The organism is Paracraurococcus ruber, assembly GCF_004353985.1.
GTDB lineage: Bacteria > Pseudomonadota > Alphaproteobacteria > Acetobacterales > Acetobacteraceae > Paracraurococcus > Paracraurococcus ruber.
This window is the reverse complement of the sequence record NZ_SMOA01000481.1, coordinates 1-2,516: the sequence shown is the minus strand read 5'-3', so window position 1 is coordinate 2,516 and position 2,516 is coordinate 1. Positions and strand designations below refer to the sequence as shown.

The window sequence follows — 2,516 nt, the reverse complement described above, 5'->3', positions numbered from 1 at the left end:
CAGCGCCACCAGCCGCGCCGCCTCCGCCGCCCAGCCGAAGCGCGTGGCGGCGGCCTGCCGCCCGGCCTCCCCCAGCGCGGCGCGGATGGCCGGGTCGCGCAGCGCCTCCGCCGCGGCGGCGATGGCCGCCGGGTCGGCGCTGTCCACCAGCACCCCGCACCCCGCCGCGCGGAGGATGCCGGCCACCTCCTCGGCGAAGGCGGGGGCGATCACCGGCAGCCCGGCCTGCATGGCGTCGAACAGCTTGTGCGGCAAAGCGAGGCGGTGGTTCTCCTCCCCCGGCTGGAACAGCACCAGGGCGATATCGCCCCCGGCCAGCCGCGCCATCGCCTCCGGATGCGGCAGCCAGGGCAGCCGCTCGATCCGGCCGGCCAGCCCCAGCGCCGCGGCGCGGGCGAGGAAATCCGGCTCCGACCCATCGGTGAAGCGGCCGATCAGCAGCAGCCGGTCGGCGGCGGGCAGCAGCGCCATCGCTTCCAGCAATTGCGGCCAGCCGCGGCTGCGGGTCATCGCGCCGGCATGCACCAGCCGCAGCGGGCCGGGGCCGTGCCGGCGCGGCGCGACCGCCACCGGCATGGCATAGTTGCGCACCGCCACCGTGCGGCCGGGCACGCCGTAATCGGCCGCCAGCCCATCCTTCGCCACCACCACCGCATCGGCCGCCCGTCCCGCCAGCCGGCAGGCAAGCCGCAGCGCCGCGCGCGCCACCGGCCGCAACGGCGCGGGCAGGCGGCGGTCCAGCCGGCTCGGGTAATGCTCGTGCACGTCGAGGACGAGGCGGGCGCCGCCCCGCCGCGCCGCCAGCCAGGCGGCCAGCCAGGCATCCGGCTCGCTGGCATGGATCACCGCGGCGCCGCTGGCGGCGGCACGGCGGGCGAGGGCGGGGATGCCGCGCAGCCGGCCGCGCCAGCCGCGGGCGCGGGGAAAGGTCTCGATGCCGACGCCGTCCAGCGCCGCCGGCGCTTCCCCCGCGGCGGGGGCGAGGTGGCGCACCCGCCAGCCGGCGGCGGCCAGCGCCGCCCCTTCCTTCCGCACCACCCGGATGTCGTCCGGCGGATGCGCCGCCGAGAGCAGCAGGACCAGCGGTGCCGCGGCGGTCGGGGCCGGCGGGACGGCGCCCATGGGTCCCGCGACCCCTTGGGCGGGCAGTGCCGCCGGGACGGTCCCAGCCAGGGTCATGTCCGCAGCACCTCCGCCAGATGCGCCGCCATCCGCGCCCCCGCCCCACCGTCCCAGAGCGGGATCGGCCGGGCGCGCGGCCAGTCCCCGGCCAGCACGGCGCGAACCGCCCCGGCGATGCCCTCGGGCCGGACCAGGCGGCTGCTGCCGGCCTCGATGGTCACCGGCCGCTCTGTCCCCGGGCGCAGCGTCAGGCAGGGCAGGTCGAGCGCGGTCGATTCCTCCTGCACGCCGCCGCTGTCCGTCGCCACCAGCCGCGCCCGCGCCAGCAGGCCGAGGAAGTCGAGATAGGGCAGCGGCGGCAGCACCCGCACCGCCGGCGGCACCGCCAGGCCATGCGCCGCCAGCCGCGCCAGCGCCCGCGGATGCACCGGCCAGGCCAGGGGCAGCAGCGGCGCCGCCGCGGCGAGGCCGGCCAGCAGCCGGGCGAAGCCCTCGGCCCCGTCCACATTGCCGGCGCGGTGCAGCGTCACGACGCCATAGCCGCCGGGCGAGAGACCCCCCGGCAGCGGCCGGCCGCGCGCCGCCGGCAGGCTGCGCAGCAGCGTGTCCACCATCGCATTGCCCACCGCCCGCACCCGCGCCGGCGCCTGGCCCTCCGCCAGCAGCCGGGCCGCGCTCGCCGCGTCCGGCGCCCAGAGCAGGCTGGCGACGGCATCGATGGCACGGCGGTTGATCTCCTCCGGCATGTCGGGATCGTCGCCGCGCAGCCCGGCCTCCAGATGCGCGACCGGCAGGCCCAGCTTGCGGGCGGCCAGCGCGGCGGCGAGGGACCCGTCCACGTCGCCGGCCACCACCACCCAGGCGGGGCGGCGGGCGGCCCAGGCCGCCTCCAGCGCCAGCATCGTCCGGCCGGTGGTCTCCGCATGGCTGCCGCCACGCACGCCGAGCGCGATCTCCGGCGCCGGCAGGCCGAGCTGGTCCAGATGGTCGCCGAACATCGCGGGGTCCTGGTGCTGGCCGGTGTGCAGCAGCACCGGCCGCAAGGGCAGGCCAGCCGCCGGCAGCGCATGCCAGAGGGCGGCGAGCTTCGGCAGGTTCGGCCGGGCGGCGGCGACCAGGTGCAGTTCGGTTCGGGTCATCCGCCGGACCGGCAGGCGCCCCGCCCCTCCCGCACCCACCAGGCCATGGGGGGGCCGGGACGATGCGCGGCATCGTCATGGGGCGTCCCAGCAGGCCACCGGGCCTTCGGACACCCTGGGCTTGCCGTCATGCCCAAGCCGCCGCCTCCACCACCTCGCAGAAGCGGGCGGCCAGCAGCCGGCGGTCCCAGCGCCGCTCCGCCTGCTGCCGCGCCGCCGCGCCCAGGGCGGCGCGGCGGGCCGGGTCGGCCGCCA

General features: G+C 79.1%; 2 protein-coding genes. Both read right to left on the bottom strand.

What is annotated here, in order from left to right:
* The coding region (locus E2C05_RS30990) for a glycosyltransferase (protein ID WP_205083205.1) at window positions 1-1,122 on the bottom strand (1,122 nt) is incomplete at its 3' end.
* Between the two features lie 53 nt (window positions 1,123-1,175).
* Window positions 1,176-2,261: a non-hydrolyzing UDP-N-acetylglucosamine 2-epimerase gene (gene wecB / locus E2C05_RS30985; RefSeq protein ID WP_133223457.1), complete on the bottom strand. Its 1,086-nt coding sequence runs from the start codon at window positions 2,259-2,261 to the stop codon at window positions 1,176-1,178.
* Window positions 2,262-2,516 lie beyond the last annotated feature (255 nt).

Excerpts from the sequence above, each read along its gene's own strand:
- wecB (WP_133223457.1), bottom strand. The coding sequence starts at position 2,261 with ATGACCCGAACCGAACTGCACCTGGTCGCCGCCGCCCGGCCGAACCTG.